The organism is Pseudomonas sp. NY11955 (assembly GCF_048068035.1).
Taxonomy (GTDB): domain Bacteria; phylum Pseudomonadota; class Gammaproteobacteria; order Pseudomonadales; family Pseudomonadaceae; genus Aquipseudomonas.
In genome coordinates, this window is record NZ_JBLUPS010000003.1 from 154,255 (window position 1) to 172,336 (window position 18,082).

14 protein-coding genes are annotated in these 18,082 nt (G+C 64.3%); 7 read left to right on the forward strand and 7 right to left on the reverse strand.

The features are described from left to right. Positions 1-152: 152 nt before the first annotated feature. The 7 genes from glgX to ACNFBR_RS06465 form a co-directional block, all read right to left on the reverse strand. Positions 153-2,306, reverse strand: a complete 2,154-nt coding sequence (gene glgX / locus ACNFBR_RS06435) for a glycogen debranching protein GlgX (RefSeq protein WP_416734135.1) — start codon at positions 2,304-2,306, stop codon at positions 153-155. Positions 2,307-2,450: 144 nt separating this feature from the next. Beyond that, positions 2,451-2,717 carry a DUF2934 domain-containing protein gene (locus tag ACNFBR_RS06440; protein ID WP_416734136.1) on the reverse strand — a complete coding sequence of 89 codons (267 nt, stop codon included), beginning with the start codon at positions 2,715-2,717 and terminating at the stop codon, positions 2,451-2,453. A 14-nt stretch (positions 2,718-2,731) separates the two neighbouring features. Then, positions 2,732-5,506 (reverse strand): malto-oligosyltrehalose synthase, encoded by a 2,775-nt coding sequence (locus ACNFBR_RS06445; RefSeq protein ID WP_416734137.1) that lies wholly within the window; start codon positions 5,504-5,506, stop codon positions 2,732-2,734. After that, the gene (gene malQ / locus ACNFBR_RS06450; RefSeq protein WP_416734138.1) at positions 5,503-7,572 is read right to left on the reverse strand and encodes a 4-alpha-glucanotransferase; all 2,070 of its coding nucleotides are present in this window, start codon (positions 7,570-7,572) and stop codon (positions 5,503-5,505) included. The genes ACNFBR_RS06445 and malQ overlap by 4 nt, the downstream gene beginning before the upstream one ends. Continuing rightward, complete coding sequence (gene treZ, locus ACNFBR_RS06455; protein ID WP_416734139.1) at positions 7,569-9,311, reverse strand: malto-oligosyltrehalose trehalohydrolase; 1,743 nt, start codon at positions 9,309-9,311, stop codon at positions 7,569-7,571. The genes malQ and treZ overlap by 4 nt, the downstream gene beginning before the upstream one ends. Before the next feature lie 13 nt (positions 9,312-9,324). Next, a complete protein-coding gene (gene glgA / locus ACNFBR_RS06460) occupies positions 9,325-10,884 on the reverse strand; it encodes a glycogen synthase GlgA (RefSeq protein WP_416734140.1) in 1,560 nt (519 codons plus the stop codon). A 610-nt stretch (positions 10,885-11,494) separates the two neighbouring features. Further along, complete coding sequence (locus ACNFBR_RS06465; RefSeq protein WP_012273250.1) at positions 11,495-11,662, reverse strand: DUF6026 family protein; 168 nt, start codon at positions 11,660-11,662, stop codon at positions 11,495-11,497. Positions 11,663-11,830: 168 nt separating this feature from the next. Between ACNFBR_RS06465 and gnd the strand changes: the two genes are divergently transcribed. From gnd to ACNFBR_RS06500, 7 genes are all read left to right on the forward strand, one after another. Beyond that, entirely contained in the window at positions 11,831-12,850 is a 1,020-nt protein-coding gene (gene gnd, locus ACNFBR_RS06470; protein ID WP_416734141.1) for a phosphogluconate dehydrogenase (NAD(+)-dependent, decarboxylating), read from the forward strand. Further along, on the forward strand, positions 12,847-14,352 hold the full coding sequence (zwf, locus tag ACNFBR_RS06475) for a glucose-6-phosphate dehydrogenase (RefSeq protein ID WP_416734142.1): 1,506 nt from the start codon (positions 12,847-12,849) through the stop codon (positions 14,350-14,352). Before gnd ends, zwf begins: the two co-directional genes overlap by 4 nt. A 141-nt stretch (positions 14,353-14,493) precedes the next feature. Further along, positions 14,494-16,290 carry a glycoside hydrolase family 15 protein gene (locus ACNFBR_RS06480; RefSeq protein ID WP_416734143.1) on the forward strand — a complete coding sequence of 599 codons (1,797 nt, stop codon included), beginning with the start codon at positions 14,494-14,496 and terminating at the stop codon, positions 16,288-16,290. A gap of 116 nt (positions 16,291-16,406) precedes the next feature. Beyond that, a complete protein-coding gene (locus ACNFBR_RS06485) occupies positions 16,407-16,685 on the forward strand; it encodes a type II toxin-antitoxin system RelE/ParE family toxin (protein WP_416734144.1) in 279 nt (92 codons plus the stop codon). A 16-nt stretch (positions 16,686-16,701) separates the two neighbouring features. Beyond that, complete coding sequence (locus ACNFBR_RS06490) at positions 16,702-16,989, forward strand: HigA family addiction module antitoxin (RefSeq protein ID WP_416734145.1); 288 nt, start codon at positions 16,702-16,704, stop codon at positions 16,987-16,989. A gap of 59 nt (positions 16,990-17,048) precedes the next feature. Then, entirely contained in the window at positions 17,049-17,405 is a 357-nt protein-coding gene (locus ACNFBR_RS06495) for a VOC family protein (RefSeq protein ID WP_416734146.1), read from the forward strand. Further along, positions 17,405-18,025: a TetR/AcrR family transcriptional regulator gene (locus tag ACNFBR_RS06500; protein WP_416734147.1), complete on the forward strand. Its 621-nt coding sequence runs from the start codon at positions 17,405-17,407 to the stop codon at positions 18,023-18,025. The genes ACNFBR_RS06495 and ACNFBR_RS06500 overlap by 1 nt, the downstream gene beginning before the upstream one ends. Positions 18,026-18,082: the final 57 nt, after the last annotated feature.

Below are 18,082 nucleotides of genomic sequence, written 5' to 3' on the forward strand. Positions count from 1 at the left end.
ATTCCTCCTCACTCGATCAGTGTGCGCGGTGCCTTGTAGGAGCAGCCTTGTGCTGCGAAAGGGCCGTCAAGGCAAACGATTTCTGCGCCTGTAATGGCCTCTTCGCAGCACAAGGCTGCTCCTACAAGGGACACGTGTCAGGTATCCAGGGTTCACTCCTCGTCGTGCTGCAGCACCATCAGCAGCATCGACCGCCCCTTGACCTCGAACATGCTGTCGAACGGCAAATGCTGCCCCTTGCGCAACTCCGGCCGGTCGGTATCCACCAGGCAGCTCCAGTATTCGCCTTCAGGCACGGACGGCAACTTGAAGGGCACGATGTCATGGTGGGCATTGACGATCAGCAGCACCGTGGCCTCGGCGCCGGGCCGGGCTATGCCGCTGACCTGCGCGCGGCCGTCGATCAGCATGCCCAGGCAGCGCCCGTGAGGGTCTTCCCACTGTTCCACGCTCATCTCGCTGCCATCCGGTGCCAGCCACGTCACGTCCTTGACCCCGATCGCCTCATTGTAGTCACCCACCAGAAAGCGTGAGCGACGCAGCACCGGGTAAGCCAGGCGCAGGCGGGTCAGGCGCTTGACGAAGGCCAGCAGCTCTTTACCGTCCTGGTCCAGGTCCCAGTTCACCCAGCCGATCTCGCTGTCCTGGCAGTAGGCGTTGTTGTTGCCATGCTGGGTGCGGCTGAACTCGTCTCCCGCGACGATCATCGGCGTGCCCTGGGCCAGCAGCAGCGTGGCGAAGTAGTTGCGCATCTGGCGCATGCGCAGGGCATTGATCGCCGGGTCGTCGGTGGGCCCTTCGACGCCGCAGTTCCACGACAGGTTGTTGTCGGTGCCGTCCTGGTTGTTCTCGTCGTTGTCTTCGTTGTGCTTGTGGTTGTACGACACCAGGTCGCGCAGGGTGAAACCATCGTGGGCGGTGATGAAGTTGACCGAGGAATATGGCCGACGCCCACGGTTGTTGAACATGTCGCCCGAGGCGGTCATGCGTGCGGCAAAATCGGCCAGCTGGCCTTCATCGCCTTTCCAGAAGGCGCGCGCGGTGTCGCGGAAGCGGTCGTTCCATTCCGCCCAGCCGGGGGCGAAGTTGCCCACCTGATAGCCGCCCGGGCCGCAGTCCCAGGGTTCGGCAATCAGCTTCACCTGGCTCAGCATCGGGTCCTGGCGGCAGGCGACGAGGAAGCCGTGGCGCTCGCTGTAGCCGTCGTGGTAACGGCCAAGAATGGTCGCCAGGTCGAAGCGAAAGCCATCCACGTGCATCTCGCCGGCCCAGTAGCGCAGCGAATCGGTAACCAGCTGCAGCACGCAGGGGTGGCTCAGGTCCAGGGTGTTGCCGGTGCCGGAATCGTTGATGTAGTAGCGCTTGTCGTCCGGCATCAGGCGGTAGTACGAGGCATTGTCGATGCCGCGCATGGACAGGGTCGGGCCGCGTTCGTTGCCTTCGGCGGTGTGGTTGTAGACCACGTCCAGGATCACCTCGAGCCCGGCGTCGTGCAGGTGCGCGACCATTTCCTTGAACTCGGCGATCTTGCCGCTGGCCAGGTAGCGCGGATGGGGAGCGAAAAAGGCGATGCTGTTATAGCCCCAGTAGTTGTTCAGGCCCTTGTCCAGCAGGTGCTGGTCGTTGACGAAGGCGTGTATCGGTAGCAGCTCGATGCTGGAAACGCCGAGGTCCTTGATGTGCTTGAGCAGTTCGTCATTGGCCAGGCCGGCAAAGGTGCCGCGAAGGTTCTCCGGCACTGCCGGGTGGCGCATGCTGATGCCACGGGTGTGCGCTTCATAGATGATCGTGCGCTCCCATGGGATCTGCACGCGCTGGTCGCGGCCCCAGGTGAAGGCCGGGTCGATCACCTTGCACTTGGGGACGAACGGGGCGCTGTCGCGCTCATCGAACGAGAGGTCGCCGTCGGGGTGGCCGATGGTGTAGCCGAACAAGGCTTCCGACCATTTCAGGCTGCCGACCAGTTGCTTGGCATAGGGGTCGATCAGCAGTTTGTTGGGGTTGAAGCGGTGGCCGTTTTCCGGCTCGTACGGGCCGTACACCCGGTAGCCATAGACCAGCCCAGGGTGAGCGTCGGGCAGGTAGCCGTGGTAGATCTCGTCGGTGTATTCGGGCAGCTCGATGCGCTCGATTTCCTGCTCGCCGGTGGAATCGAACAGGCACAGCTCGACCTTGGTGGCGTTGGCCGAAAACAGGGCGAAGTTGACCCCAAGGCCATCCCAGGTGGCGCCGAGGGGGAAGGGCATGCCTTCACGAATGCGCGATGGGGCAACTGAGCGGGTTTTCTTTGGGGTGCGGGGGCTCATGGCGGTCCTCGTATGGCCGTGGTGGAGGGGATTGTGCAGTCCGCCTCTTCGCGGGCTTGCCCGCTCCCACAGCATCTCCACAGGGGTGGAGGTGGATGTTGTACCTGTGGGAGCGGGCGCGCCCGCGAAGAGGCCAGTACAGGCTTAACCGGCAGAAGGCTTTTTCACCGCGCGGGGCTTTTTCGCCGCAGCGGGTTTAACACCAGGCAGGGCAGCCGCCTTGGGCTCGGCAGGGGCTTTGGGCTTGGCCGGCGCCCGCTTGCGTGGCGCCGCCTTGGGTGCCAATGCCTCGGCCTCGGCCAGCTTGCGGGCCATGTCCCAGTGGCGGTCTTCCTGGCCGGCGGGTTTACCTTCGGACTCCCAGATCTGGTAGGCAAATTCGCGAATACGCTTTTCATCGACACTCATCATGACGCTCCTGATGCTCAAGATTGTTGTATCAACAGGTTGACCGGAAACTCCGCCAGCACGGCGCTCAACATCAGCTCCTTGGAAGAGCTGACCGCCGCACAGGGGAAAAGTCCCGTCGAGTTGGCAGGTGACACGGCAAACGGCAATACCAGCCGGGTGTCGTCCCAGTTCTGTGCCGGGATCAACGGTGTGGTGGCGCCACCGAGCAGGGTACTGGCCAGGCGTGGCGCGACGATGACGGCACGCTCGCCATCCCCCAGGCGGGCAAACGCGATCACCTTGTCGGCGTGCCGGCCCTGGACGGTCAGCGGCAGATAGGCGCCACGGCGGAACAGGTCGGCGTGTGCCTGGCGGCAGTCCAGCACCTTGGCGATCAGGGCCTGCTTGATGCGGCCATCGCGCCAGTGCGCCAGCAGTTCGGCAGGCGCTGTGGCGTCGTCGAGGGTGCGACGTCTGCAAGCGTAGTCCACGGGGCGGCGGTTATCCGGGTCAACCAGGCTGAAGTCCCAGTATTCGTTGCCCTGATACAGGTCCGGCACGCCCGGGGTAGTCATGCGCAGCAGAGCCTGGACCAGGCCATTGAGGGCGGCCGGGCAGGCCAGCAGTTGCGCTGCATCGGCCACGGATTTGCGCAGCTGCTGGTTCTCGCCGTCCAGCAGCAGGCCATCGATATAGCGGGCACAGGCGCCCTCGTAGGCTTCGTTCGGTGCGCTCCAGCTGCTGCGCAACTTGGCTTCGCGCAGCGCTTTCTGTTGCCATTGGCGGACACGTTCGGCGTACTGGCACAGGGCGTTGTCGTCATGCAGGTCGAGGCCCAGCGGCCAACTGCCAAGCAGGGTTTGCAGCAGCATCAGCTCGTCGCCGGGGCTGGGTGCCAGGCCATCGTCCAGCTGCGCGCGCAGCGGGCCAGCCAGTTCTCGCCAATGTTCCACTCGGCTGGCCAGCCACGGGCCGCGTTCGCTGAGCACGGCCAGGCGTGCGCGGGTATCTTCGCCGCGCTTGTGGTCGTGGGTGGCGGTCGCCAGCAGGTTATCGGGGAAGTCACGCAGGCGCCGCTGGGCTTCGTTATGGAAGTGCATGGGCGGGGCACTGAAATGCTCGGCCTCGAAGCCCACGTCGTTGCGCGACAGCAGCCGAGCACTGCGGTAGAAGGCGGTGTCTTCCACGGCTTTGGCGGCGCTGGGCGCGGTCAGCTGCTGGAAGCGCACGCAGGCGTGGCGCAGTTGCTTGCGGGCGCGGCCCGGCGGCAATTGCCGCCATGCTTGCCCCCCCAGCCATTGTTCAAGGTGGTCCAGTAACGGCCAATCGGCTTCGCCGAGGTCGTGGCGGGCGTTGGCCAGCGCCTGCTGGAAAAAACCTTCGTCCTCAGCCGGGCGCCCGCAGGCGTTGAAGTAGGTGCGGTAAACCGGGTAATGCGCCACCAGCGCCTGCAAGGCCCGGCGAATCGCACCCAGGGTCAGGTCGCGGGTCATCAGGTCGTTGCGGGCGACCTGCAGCAGCGCCTGGGCTACCGATTCGCAGTCACCGGCCAGGCTGGCATTGAGCACAAGATGACGCGCCTGACGCACTTCTTCAGGGAAGTCCGGTCGTTCCGCGACATTCGCCCACAGCTCGGTCAGCGGCGTTTCGCCGGCCGGGTCGTGCTGCAGCAGCGAGACCTGGTTCATGAATTCGTAGCCGGTGGTGCCGTCGGTGAGCCAGTCGCGGTGCAGGTGCTCGCCTGCGCCGAGGATCTTTTCTACATAGATCGGGAAGTGTTCCAGTGCCGCTTGCAACGGCCGCCGAGCCAGCAGGCCATCGACCCGTCGGCGCAGCTTGCGGCAGTAGCCACGCGGGTCGGCCAGGCCATCGATATGGTCGATGCGCAGGCCGTCCACCAGGCCACGTTCGATGAGTTCGAACAGCTTGGCATGGGTGGCTTCGAACACCACGGCGCGCTCCACGCGCAGGCCGCCGAGCTCGTTGATGTCGAAGAAGCGCCGCCAGTTGATGTCGTCGGCGGCTGTGCGCCAACTGGCCAGGCGATAGGTCTGGCGCTCCAGCAACAGGTGCAGGCGCTTGAAGCCGGCTTCGCTGCGGCTGTCGAAGGCCACCAGGGCCGATTCAAGGTCGGCGCCTTCGCGCACCAGGCGTGCCAGTTCGGCTTGCAGCGGGAGGGCATCGGCCAGTGGGGTGGTCGATTCGTTCAATGCCGTGAAGTGCTCGGCCAGGGCCTTGAGTACGGGTTCCGGGCTGAGGGCGAGAATCCAGCCATAATCGACCGGGCAGATCGGGAAGCGATGCGCGTAATGAGCCACTTGCAGTAGCCCCTGCTGCTTGTCGAACTGCAGCGGTATCTCACCGTTCTTCAGGGCCATGCCATAGTCGTTGCCAAGAAACGGCAACAGCAGTTGCCCGGCCAGCAGCGGGTCGCTGGAATGCCACTGGATATCGAAGAACTCCGCGTACGGACTGCGCCGGCCCCAGGCCAGCAGGCTTTGCCACCAGGGGTTGTCGGCACCGCCCACGGCCATGTGGTTGGACACAGTGTCGAGAATCAGGCCCATGCCGTGCTGGCGCAGGGCGGCGACCAGTCGCTCCAGCGCCGCCTCGCCGCCAAGCTCGGGGTTGACGCAGGTAGGGTCGACCACGTCGTAGCCATGGCGCGAGCCGGCGCGGGCCTTGAGGATGGGCGAGGCATACAGGTGGCTGATGCCTAGCTGGGCGAAGTACGGTACTAGCGGCACGGCGTGATCAAGGGTGAAATCACTGTGAAACTGCAGGCGCAGGGTCGCGGTCAGTGGCTTCATTGGTCGCGCTCCCAGGCTTGTTCGCGGGCCTGGGCGAGTAGTTCCAGGCGCCGCGCTGCGTCCTCGTCGTCGAGCAGCTCACGCACGGGCCGGGCAAAGCGTCGCCGCCAGTTGGGGTGGCCGCGGGTGGTGCCTGGCAGGTTCGGCTGCTCGTCGCAGCCCAGCAAGTCTTCCAGCGGCACCAGCACCAGCGGTGCACGGGTGTGTCCGACATAACGGATAGCGGCATCGATCACGGCGTCGTCATCCTTGAGCTCGCCATAGTTGGCTTCAAGGGTACGGCGCAGGCCGTCATGTTCTTTCTGGCGGTCGTGGCGCCAGTGCAGCTCGGTAGCGGCGTCGATCAATTGCAGGCGGTGGCTCCAGTCGATGTCGCGGTTTTTCAGCCAACCGGCCAACGGGGCAAGGTCGTGGGTGCCGGTGGTGGCCAGGGCGGTGTCCGGCCAGTCGAGAATCGGCTTGAACTGGCCTGGCTGGGTCTGCTCGAACGGCAGCACGCGCATGCCCAGCACGGCTTTCTCGGCCAGCGTCTCGCGCAGGCCATCAGGCACGGTGCCCAGGTCTTCGCCAAGGATGATCGCCTGATGGCGCACCGACTCCAACGCCAGCAGGCGCAACAAATCGTCCAGCGGGTAATTGAGGTAGGCGCCTTCGCTGGGTTTGGCGCCCTGCGGGATCAGCCACAGCCGGCGCAGGCCCATCACATGGTCGATGCGCAGGCCGCCAGCATGGGCGAGGTTGGCCCGCAGCATCTCGATGAAGGCGCGGTAACCGTTGCGCTTGAGGCCTTCGGGCGAGAACGCGCAGATTCCCCAATCCTGCCCGGCGCGGTTGAGGATGTCGGGTGGCGCACCCACCTTCAGGCCCGCCAGCAGTTCGTCCTGGCGGCTCCAGGCCTGGCTGCCGGCGCCGTCGGCACCCACTGCCAGGTCGGCGATCAGGCCGACCGTCATGCCGTTGCTGCGGGCTGCTTCGTGGGCCCGCTGCAGGCCGCGTTCGGTCAGCCATTGGCAAAAGGCATGGAACTCGACCTTGGCCGGATAGGCATTGGCGAAGGCCTCCACTTCCGCGTGGTAGGGGTCGTGCCAGGCCTTCGGCCAGTTGCGCCAGTCGGCGCCCAGGCCGTGCTCCACCGCCTGGGCCTGCAGCACCTCGAAGCGGCAGTGGTGCTCCAGCGCCTGGCCGCCGGCTTCGCGGAAACTGTCGAAATCTCTGCGCAGCGGGTGATCGCCTTGGCTGAAACCCTGGTACAGCGCTTGGAGCAAGCGTAGGCGGGCTCCGGCGGCGCGTGGCCAGTCGACCAGGGGGCGTTGCTCCAGCTCTTCCAGTTGTTGCTCCAGGCCGCAGGCCTCGATGGCCATGCGCACCTCCCGTTCACCCAGCAGGGCCGCAGGGCTGGCGTACAACGTGTTGAGCAGCAAGCGACTGGAAGGCGAATAGGGGCTGTAGTGTTCCTGCTCGATGGCCGACAGGGCGTGGATCGGGCTGATGGCCAAGGCATCGGCGCCGCGCTCGGCTGCCGCTCGGGCCAGCTGCTCCAGGGCCAGGCAGTCGCCGTAGCCACCATCGCCGGGGCGACGCAGGCTGTACAGCTGCACCGCCAGGCCCCAGCAGCGGGGTGGTGGTTGCTGCACATTGTCTTTCAGGCTGTGGCAGCGTGGCGGGGCCACGGCCAGGGTGAAGCGGCGGTTGTCGATTTCCACTTGGTGGTAGCCAACCGGCAGGTCGCCCGGCAGACGTGCTTGCTCGTCAAGGTCGAGGGTGACCGAACCCTGGTCTTCCAGGATGCAGTGGGCAACGCTGGCGGCGCTGAAGTAGCGTGCCAGCGGCAGTGGCTGGCCTTGGTCGGCGGTCAGCAACGGTGGCAGGTGTTCGCTGTCCTCTGCGGCCTCCACCGCGCGCAGGCTGGCGGCAATGGCCGTGTCATCGCTGGCCGGGTGGCCTAGGCCTTCGAGAATGTTGCGCAGCACTTCGTCGCTGACGCGCTGGGGCCGGGCATTGGCGTCGATCCAGTCGCGGCTTAGCCCGACGCGGGTCGCCAGGCGGTGCAGGGCGGTTTCGCTCATGGGCGCTCCTGGGCAGGGGGAAGCAGGCTGACCACACAGCTGTAAGCAGCCAGGTGGGTATCCGGGTGCCGGGTGTCGCTGCTGTCGAACAGCCGTGTGGATGGCGCGGGTAGCTCGACGGCCTGCGCGGTATCGGCCAGGTTCAGGTCGATACGCAAGGTGTTGCCATCGCCCAGCCGCCAGCGCGCGGTCAGCGCCTTGTCGCCGTGTACCTCGGCGCCCAGCGCACGGCTGCCAGGCAAGTGCGGGATGACGTGGCGGCGGCGCAGGTCGAGCAGTTGCTGGTAAAGGCCGTGCCAGCCGGCGATCACTTCCTTGTTGAGCGGGCGTGATGACTCGAAGGTCTGTTCGGCGTTGGGGTCAGGAATACGCTCACGTTGCTCGGGGTCGGCAAACGCGGTGAAGTGGGCGAACTCACCTCGGCGGCCTTCGCGCACGGCGTCGGCCAAGGTGTCATGGAAGTCGGTGAAGAACAGGAATGGCCGGCAGCTGCCGTCGTCGTCGCCCATGAACAGCAGCGGGATCATCGGCGCCAGCAGCAACAGGCCGGTGGCTGCGCGCAGGGCTGCTGGCGGGCACAGGCGGGTCAGGCGCTCACCGAGCGCTCGGTTGCCAATCTGGTCGTGGTTCTGCAGGAACAACACGAAGGCACTGGGCGGCAGGTGCCCGCTGGGTTCACCGCGTGGCGTGCCATGCCGGTTGGCCTGACCCTGAAACACGAAGCCTTCGCCAAGGCAGCGCGCCAGCTGGTCGATGGGGCGTTGTTGGTAGTCGGCGTAGTAACCCTCGGTTTCGCCGGTCAGCAGCACATGCAGGGCATTGTGGCCGTCGTCGTTCCATTGGGCGTCGAAGCCTTGTTGCAGCAGGCCGGCCTGGTTGTGCTCGTTTTCCAGCACCAGCCACACCTGGCGGCCTGGCGCCACCGCCGCACGTACGCGCTGCGCCAGCTCGACCAGGAAGTCTGGCTGGTCGATGGCATGCACGGCATCCAGGCGCAGGCCGTCGCAGCGGTAGTCGCACAGCCACATCAGGGCATTCTGGATGAAGTACTCGCGCACCTGCGGGCGGCGGAAGTCGATGGCCGCGCCCCATGGCGTCTGCCGGTCCTCGCGGAAGAACGGGCTGGCGTACTGGTGCAGGTAATTGCCGTCGGGGCCGAAGTGGTTATAGACCACGTCCACCAGCACCATCAGCCCGTGGCCGTGGGCCTGGTCGACCAGTGCGCACAGCTGTTCGGGGCTGCCGTAGGTGTTCTGCGGTGCGTAGGGCAATACGCCGTCGTAGCCCCAGTTGCGTTCGCCAGGGAACTGCCCCAGCGGCATCAGCTCGACCGCACTGATGCCCAGTTCGGCCAGACGTGGCAGTTGCCGGGCAACGCCGGCGTAGCCATCGAGCAGACCGACGTGCACCTCCTGGATGACGGCTTCATGCCACGGCCGGCCTTGCCACGGGTGTTGCCAGGCGTAACCGGCCACATCCACCACCTGGCTCGGCCCCTGTACGCCGTCGGGCTGGAAACGCGAGGCCGGGTCGGCCACTTGCAGTTCACCGTCGATACGGTAGTGGTAACGGTCACCGGCACGGCACGGGGCCACGCCGGTGTACCAGCCATCGTTGTCGGGCAGCAGTTCGATGGCCGGCTGCTGCTCGAGTTCCACGCTCACGCTGCGCGCATCGGGTGCCCAGAGGGCGAAGCGCGCCGACGTGGCGTCCAGCAAGTGTGCGCCATGCCTGTGCATCTTCCGACCCCGCTCAGTAGTGGCTCAGTTGCGCCTGCTTGACCAGGTCCTCGTACAGGCGGGCGTAGGGTTCCACCGCCTGGCACCAGTTGAACGGCTGGGTCATCGACAGGCAGCGCATGGCATTGAGCAGGTCTTTCTTGCCATAGACATAGAAGGCGCGGCTCAGTGCCTGGCGGTAGCTCTCGACGGTGGACTCGTTGAACAGGAAGCCGGTAACGCCGCACTCGATGGTGTCGGCCAGGCCGCCGGTATTGCGCGCCACCGGCAGCGAGCCGAAGCGCTGCGCGTACATCTGGCTCAAGCCGCATGGCTCGTAGCGCGACGGCATCAGCAGGAAGTCGCTGCCGGCGAACATGCGCCGGGCGTCGGTTTCGTTGAAACCGATGCGCACACCGATGCGGCCAGGGTGACGCAGCGCCAGCTCGCGCATGGCCTGTTCTTCCTCTGGCTCGCCACGGCCAATGATCGCGATCTGCCCGCCCTGCTCGACGATGTAGTCGGCCACGCCCAGGGTCAGGTCCAGGCCTTTCTGATAGACCAGCCGCGAGACCACGGCGAACAGTGGGCCGTCGGAAACCTCCAGGCCGAACAGCTCGCGCACTTCCTGGGTGTTGCGCGCCTTGCCTTCCCAGTCGTTGATGCTGAAGTTGTGCTGCAGGTGCTTGTCGGTGGCCGAGTCCCAGCTTTCGTCGATGCCGTTGGGGATGCCGCCGAGCAGGCCTTGCTGGGCCTTGCTGGCGAGGAACCCGTCCAGGCCGCAGCCGAATTCCGGGGTGGTGATTTCCCGCGCATAGGTGGCGCTGACCGTGGTGATGTGGCTGGAGTAGGCCAGGCCGGCCTTGAGGAACGACAGCTTACCGTAGAACTCCATGCCCTCTTGCTGCATGGCGTGATCGGGGATCGCCAGCTCAGGGCTGCAGCCGCGGCTGTACACACCCTGGTAGGCCAGGTTGTGGATGGTGAACAGGGTTGGCGTGCTCAGCCCGCGCCAGTGCATGTAGGCCGGGGCCAGGCCCGCGGGCCAGTCATGCGCGTGCACCACTTCCGGTGTCCAGTGGATCTTGCCTTCGCCAGCAGCGATTTCGGCGGCAGCCAGGCCCAGGCGGGCGAAGCGGATGTGGTTGTCGGGCCAGTCGCGACCGTTGTTGGCACCATAGGGTGTGCCGTCGCGTTGATACAGTTCGGGGCAGATCAGCACATAGATGACCAGGCCGTCGGCCATGTCCATGCGCCCGATCTTGCACGGTGGCAGGGCTGCGTGGCCGCCCAGTTCACCCACGATATGGATCGGGTTGTCGCTTTCCATAACCTGGCGGTAGCCGGGGATGAGCACCCGTACATCGTGCAGGTGCGCCAGGGCACGGGGCAGGGCGGCGGATACGTCACCCAGGCCGCCGGTTTTCACCAGGTCGGCGATTTCCGAGGTCACGAACAGAATCTTGCGCATGTTCGGGTTGTGCTGGCGCTGGGCGCCGGGTGCCTTGCCTGTCGTGGCGAAATCCGGGGTAAGCGGTTCGCGGTTGTCCGGGTTGAATGAATCTACGTGAGGCTCGACAGCGGCACTGATCATACTTCTCTCCGTCCCTATGCTTGGCCGGGTGCTGGCACCCGTGGCGATGTTTCGTGTTGGTTCTCTCTAAATTCGAAGCGGCTTAGTGCGTTCCATGCCCCAGGGTCGTGCGCGCAGGCACAGCGCGATCGGCATTCCGGCCAAAGGCGATTGGACTGGTGGGGTGTGTGGGCCGAGGATTGGGAATAGCCCAATGCGTCTGGCCCTCTTTGTTCATGACCCGCCGGCTTTCCTGAAAGTTCGACTTAATTTGGTCACTCTTCCCAATGAGCAAATGGCGGGCCGAAAACCGAGTGTAGGAGAGAAAGTGATAAAAAGGTGACCCGCTGGTCACTATTGTTATGTGCGGAATAGACGCAAACGTTGGCGTATGTGACTGAATGTGAAAAGAGATGTGCGAGGGTGGGGCAGGGGGGTTTCGAGCTGCGCCAAATTGTGGCTTGCAGTACGCAATGCACCTTTATGGTGCACTGTGGCCCGTGGTGTAGGAGCAGCCTTGTGCTGCGAAGAGGCCGTAGCGGCAGGAGCGTTTTGTTAGCAGGGCTGGCCCTTTCGCAGCGCAAGGCTGCTCCTACAGTTACCGGTAGGGTTCAGGGCCGGAGGGGAGGTATCAGAGGCTGACGGCTTTATCGCCATCACGCTGTTGCGCCAGCAGCAGGTTCAGTTGGGCGACCTGCTGGCGAAGCTGGTCACGTTCATCCTTCAGTTTACGCAGCTCATCACGGCGCACGGAGACATAGAGAGTCTGGGGTGGAGTGGCAGGCATCAAGGTACCCATGAGCACACCTCGCGGTTTTGGCTGGTGACAAGTCAAAGCGTAGACGCTTCACGCGGGGCGCATTTTGAATTCTTTCGCAGGCCTTGGGAACTTTTTTGTTTATCGTGGTCTTGCCGTTCGTCGCTGAACCCTCGGGCGGCATGCTGGACTAATCTGAACAGCTGGACTGTGTCGTCATCCATTTCGAAAGGGGAGCATTGGCTCATGCAACTGGGAATCGTCGGGCTGGGCCGCATGGGCGGCAATATCGCAAGGCGCCTGATGCGCGCCGGCCACCGCACCGTGGTGCACGACCGCAACCGTGAAGCCATCAGCGGCCTGGAGGGCGAGGGCGCCCAGGGCGCGCACGACCTCGGTGCACTGGTGCAAAAGCTCAAAGCGCCGCGCGCGGTGTGGGTAATGCTGCCAGCCGGCGAGCCCACCGAGCAGACCATCGCCCAGCTGGCCGAAATGCTGGAGCCTGGCGATGCGATCATCGACGGCGGCAACACCTTCTACAAGGACGACATGCGCCGCGCCGCCGAGTTGGCCAAGCGCGGCCTGCATTACCTGGACGTCGGCACCTCCGGTGGCGTGTGGGGCCTGGACCGCGGCTACTGCATGATGATCGGCGGCGAAAAGGACGTGTTCGAGCGCCTGGAACCGCTGTTCAAGGCGCTGGCGCCGGGCGTAGGTGATATCCCGCGTACCCATGGCCGCAGCGGCGAGCATCAGCGCGCCGAACACGGCTACATCCATGCCGGCCCACCCGGCGCCGGGCACTATGTGAAAATGGTGCACAACGGCATCGAGTACGGCCTGATGCAGGCCTATGCCGAAGGCTTCGACCTGCTGCGCAGCAAAGGCGGCAACGAGCTGCCGGAAGACCAGCGCTTCGATCTGAACGTGGCCGAAATCGCCGAAGTGTGGCGGCGCGGCAGCGTGGTGACTTCTTGGCTGCTCGACCTCACCGCCGATGCGCTGGTGGCCGACCCGCAGCTGGCGCAGTTCAGTGGCTCGGTATCCGACAGTGGCGAAGGCCGCTGGACCATCGACGCTGCCGTCGAGCAGGCGGTGCCGGTGCCGGTGCTGTCCAGCGCACTGTTCGCGCGCTTTCGTTCACGCCAGCAGCAGGGCACTTACGGTGACAAGATCCTCTCGGCCATGCGCCTGGGCTTCGGTGGCCACGTCGAGAAGAAAGGCGAATGACTAAACAGACCATTGCGCCCGCCCCCCCTTGTACCCTGTTCCTGTTTGGCGCCAACGGCGACCTGGTCAAGCGCCTGCTGATGCCGGCGCTGTACAACCTCAGCCGTGACGGTTTGCTGGACCGTAACCTGCGCATCGTCGGCGTCGACCACAACCCGGCCAGCGCCGAGGATTTCGCCGAGCGGCTGCATGCGTTCATGCTCGAGCGTGACAAAGGCGGCCAGGGCAGCGCCAAGTGCCTGGACGAAAAGCTTTGGGCACGCCTGGCCAAGCGCCTGGATTACCAGACTGGCGATTTCCTCGACCCGGCCACCTACCAGGCCCTGGCCAGGCGCATCGCCAAGACCAGCCACGGCAATGCCATTTTCTACCTGGCCACTTCGCCGCGCTTCTTCCCCGAGGTGGCGCAGCGCTTGGGGCAAGCCGGCTTGCTCGACGAATCTGGAGGTGGCTTTCGCCGGGTGGTGGTGGAAAAACCGTTTGGCACCGACCTGGCCAGCGCCGAGGCACTCAACGCCTGCTTGCTGAAAGTGATGGGCGAGCGGCAGATCTACCGCATCGACCATTACCTGGGCAAAGAGACGGTGCAGAACATTCTGGTCAGCCGCTTCTCCAACGGCCTGTTCGAATCGTTCTGGAACAACCACTACATCGACCACGTGCAGATCACCGCTGCAGAAACCGTCGGCGTCGAAACCCGTGGTGCGTTCTATGACAGCACCGGCGCCCTGCGCGACATGGTGCCCAATCACTTGTTCCAGTTGCTGGCGATGGTGGCCATGGAGCCGCCCGCCGCGTTCGGTGCCGATGCGGTGCGCGGTGAAAAGGCCAAGGTAGTCGGCGCCATTCGCCCATGGTCGGCGAAAATGGCCTTGAAAAATTCCGCGCGCGGCCAGTACAGCGCCGGCAAGCAGGGGCGCAAGCAGTTGCCCGGCTACCGCCACGAGGCCAACGTCGCGCCTGACAGCCAGATCGAAACCTACGTGGCGCTGAAGGTGATGATCGACAACTGGCGCTGGGCGGGTGTGCCGTTCTACTTGCGCACCGGCAAGCGCATGAGCGTGCGCGACACCGAGATCGCCATTTGCTTCAAGCCCGCGCCGTATGCGCAGTTTCGCGAGTCGGAGCTGGAGCGGCCCAAGCCCAACTACCTGAAAATCCAGATCCAGCCCAACGAAGGCATGTGGTTCGACCTGCAGGCCAAGCGGCCCGGCCCGGAGCTGGTGATGGAGAATGTCGAGCTGGGTTTTGCCTACAAGGACTTCTTCCAGATGACCCCGGCGACCGGCTACGAGACGCTGATCTACGACTGCCTGACCGGTGACCAGACCCTGTTCCAGCGGGCCGACAATATCGAAAACGGCTGGCGAGCGGTGCAGCCGTTTCTCGATGCCTGGGCCCAGGGCGGCGAAGTGCATGAGTACCCGGCTGGCGAAGACGGGCCCGAGGCTGGCAATGAATTGCTGGCGCGGGACAAGCGCGAGTGGCACCGGTTGGGCTGAGTTTTTGTAAGCCTGTGCCGGCCTTTTCGCGGGCTTGCCCGCTCCCACCGGAACACCACAACCCTTGAAGGCGTGGTGCCCCTGTGGGAGCGGGCAAGCCCGCGAAGAGGCCGGCACAGGCAACCACACAATGGAGACCCAATGCCCGCCCACATCGAAGACTACGCCCTGCTGGGCAACTGCCGCAGCGCCGCCCTGATCAGCCGCGATGGCTCGCTCGATTGGCTGTGCCTGCCACGCTTCGACGCCCCCGCTGTATTCGCCGCCCTGCTGGGCAACGAAGAAAATGGCCGCTGGCGCCTGGCACCTTGCGACCCGGTCGAACACAGCAGCCGCCAGTACCTGGACGATACCTTGGTACTGGAAACCACCTGGGTGACCGCAACCGGTCGGGCCCGCGTACTCGACTTCATGCCGCTGGGTGAAGTCAATTCGGTGGTGCGCATCGTCGAAGGCCTGTTTGGCGAAACCAACTTTGAAATGGACCTGGTCATGCGCTTTGACTACGGTCGCAGCGTGCCTTGGGTCGAACGGCTCGACCCACTGACCCTCAGCGCCGTAGCCGGCCCTGACCGGCTGATCCTGTGCAGCACCGTGCCCCCGCATGCCCGCGACCACCATACGGTCGCCCGTTTTCGCGTGAGCGCGGGCCAGCGCCAGGTCTTCAGCCTGCGCCATCAGCCTTCGCACCTGCCGGTGCAGCCCGACAGCGATGTCGACCAGGCCTTTGCCCAAACGGTCGACCAATGGCAGGCATTCGCCGCCCGTTGCCCGCAGGTAGGCCCCTATACAGCGCTGGTGCGGCGCTCACTGCTCACCCTCAAGGCCATGACTTATGCCCCCACTGGCGGCATCGTCGCGGCCGTCACCACCTCGCTACCCGAACGTGTAGGCGGCGAACGCAACTGGGACTACCGCTTCTGCTGGCTGCGCGATGCGACCATGACCCTGCTGGCCTTCATGAACCTCGGCTACTTCGACGAGGCCCAGGCCTGGCGTGAATGGCTGCTGCGCTCGGTGGCCGGCAACCCCGAGCAAATGCAGATCATGTACGGCCTGGCCGGTGAGCGCGACCTGCAGGAGTACACCTTGCCATGGCTGGCCGGTTACGAGCGTTCGCAACCCGTGCGGGTTGGCAATGCAGCCTCGCAGCAGATGCAGTTGGACATCTATGGTGAACTGGCCGATGCCATGAGCCAGGCGATCAAAGGCGGCTTGCCGCGTCATCCGCGCAGCGCCGCCATCTCCCGCTTGATCCTGCCTTACGTCGAACGTATCTGGCGCGATCCGGACGAAGGTATCTGGGAAGTGCGCGGTGGCCGGCAGCAGTTCGTGCACTCCAAGGTGATGGCCTGGGTCGCTTTCGACCGTGCCGCAGGGCTGGCCGACACCACTGAAGAAGGCCGCGAGCGCGGGCAGCATTACCGCCAGGTGGCTGACGAGATTCACCGCGAAGTGTGCGAGCACGGCCTGGACGCCAGCGGCCAGTTTTTCGTCCAGGCTTATGGCTCGACCGAAATGGACGCCAGCCTGTTGCAGATTGCCCTGACCGGCTTCCTGCCAGCAGATGACCCACGCTTTTTGCGCACGCTCGAACAGATCGAACAGCGCCTGCTGAAGAACGGCCTGCTGCTGCGCTACGACAGTGACAGCTGCAGCGACGGCCTGACGCCAGGCGAGGGCACGTTCCTGGTGTGTTCGTTCTGGTTGGCCGATGTTTACGTACTGCTGGGTCGCCAGCAAGAAGCGCAGGACTTGTACGAACGCCTGACTGGCCTGTGCAACGACCTCGGCCTACTGGCCGAACAGTACGACCCGGCCGGCCAGCGCATGCTCGGCAACTTCCCCCAGGCGTTCAGCCATATCGGCATCATCAACACCGCGCTGAACCTGCACAGAGCGCAGTGCCCGGTGCGTGATCGGGCGAATTGCGGATAGCGTCGCGTCACTTGGCAATCATTGTGTGACGCATTGCGTCACATATGTTACTTTGCTTCGTGTGATGCATGGGGTCACACTTGGCTCGTCTCCCAAATGGACGCGGCGAGCTAACCATGATCATCAGTTTTCGACACAAGGGACTGCGAATTTTTCATGAAACGGGCAACACCCGCGGGATTCAGGTTTCTCATGCACAGCGCTTGAGGCGGCAGCTTCAGTTTCTTGAGTGCGCCATGTCTGCGCGAGATCTGAGCGTACCAGGCTGGCAGTTGCATCTGCTCAAAGGAGAGCTATCGGACTTCTGGTCAGTCAGTGTGTCTGGTAACTGGAGGTTGATCTTTCGCTTCGTGGGTTCGGATGTCGAACTGGTCGATTACCTTGATTACCACTGAAAAGGAGAACTGAATCATGCCTTTGCACAATCCGCCACATCCTGGTGAAACCTTGCGTGAAGATGTTCTACCCGCACTAGGCCTGACGGTGAAGGCTTTCGCGTCTCATCTTGGGTTTTCTCGCGAAGCGCTTTCGCGCGTATTGCATGGTCGCGCGGCGCTGTCTCCGGACTTGGCGGTACGCCTGGAGATGGCGGGTATCAGTACCGCCCGCCTGTGGTTGGCCATTCAGGCTGATTATGATATCTGGCAGGCGCGCCACCGACAGCAGCCTGTGATTACCCGGTTGTTTCAGGCCGCCTGATGTAAAAGTGTGAAAGGACCGGAGTAGACTAGGCCAAACCCCTTCGGCACGGAGCACACATGGGCATTCGCGGTACTGACCGGCAGATCGACAACATCGAGTTCAATGTCAGTGACATTGCACGCAGCAAGGCTTTTTATGGCAGCGTGTTCGGCTGGGCATTCACGGACTACGGGCCAACCTATACCGAGTTCAGCGATGGCCGGTTGACCGGTGGCTTCACCACGGGTGAGCCGGTACGCCCGGGTGGGCCACTGGTGATCCTGTACGCCGACGACCTGGAGGCCACGCAGCAGAGGGTCGAAGCCGCCGGGGCAAAAATCAGCCGGGCCACCTTCGCCTTTCCCGGCGGGCGGCGCTTCCATTTCATCGACCCGGACGGTTATGAACTGGCGGTGTGGACGGCCCAAGCCTGATGGCTAACCACAAGATCGAAATCCGCCGACGCAATATCGAGAAAATTTTGCAGGCGGCGGAAAAGGTGTTCGCCGAAAAGGGCTACGGTGCCACCTCCATGGGGGATATCGCCGAGCAGGCCGAATTACCGCGCTCCAACTTGCATTATTACTTCAGCACCAAGGATGAGTTGTTCCGCGCGGTGCTGCAGGACCTGCTGGATGTGTGGAAGCAGGACGCTTTGTGCTTCGAGAACTTCGACGACCCGCGCGTGGTGCTGACCAGCTACATCCGGGCGAAGATGGGCCATTCGCGTTCGCGGCCGCTGGGCTCGAAGATCTGGGCCGAAGAGATGCTGCACGGGGCGCCGGTGTTGGGGGTGAACCTGGATGAAAGCCTGGTGCCCTGGGCCAAGCTGAAAGAAGCCAAGATCCGCCGTTGGGTGGAGGAGGGGCGGATTCTGCCGGTGGAGCCGTCGGCCCTGCTGTACATGATCTGGGCCTCTACCCAGCACTATGCGGACTTTGGTTACCAGGTGCAGTTGCTCAACGGCGGAGAGGTGCTGTCGGACATGGCGTTCGAGAGTGCGGTGCAGACTGTGACCTGCGTGATCTTGCGGGGGATCGGGCTGCAGCCTTGAATTGGCAATTGGAGCCGCCGCGCGGCCCTTCGCGGGCTTGCCCGCTCCCACAGGTTT